1 pseudogene is annotated in these 245 nt (G+C 61.2%); it reads right to left on the bottom strand.

What is annotated here, in order from left to right:
* Positions 1–245 (bottom strand): annotated as a pseudogene (locus tag SB753_RS40405) (LysR family transcriptional regulator); the annotation flags it as partial.

The following is a 245-nucleotide window of genomic DNA, read 5'->3' as shown; positions in this document are numbered from 1 at the left end:
CCGCGATGTGATGCTGACAATCGTCTCATCGACCACTTCGCGCAACGGCAGCGCGCGCAGATTCTCCTTCGCGATGTTCACCTCGACGAGCGGCCACGGAAAGATGCTGAGGAAATCCGTCTGCTGAAGCAGGCCCAGCACGATCGCGAATGAATGCGCGAGATGGATCGTGTGCGGCACCTTCATCCCGCGCTTGCGGAACAGATTGTCGGCCATCGACTCGCGGCTCGCCGGGTCCCAGTTCA

This window comes from Paraburkholderia sp. SIMBA_053, assembly GCF_046534895.1.
GTDB lineage: Bacteria > Pseudomonadota > Gammaproteobacteria > Burkholderiales > Burkholderiaceae > Paraburkholderia > Paraburkholderia caledonica.
This window is presented reverse-complemented; position numbering and strand designations above follow the sequence as displayed.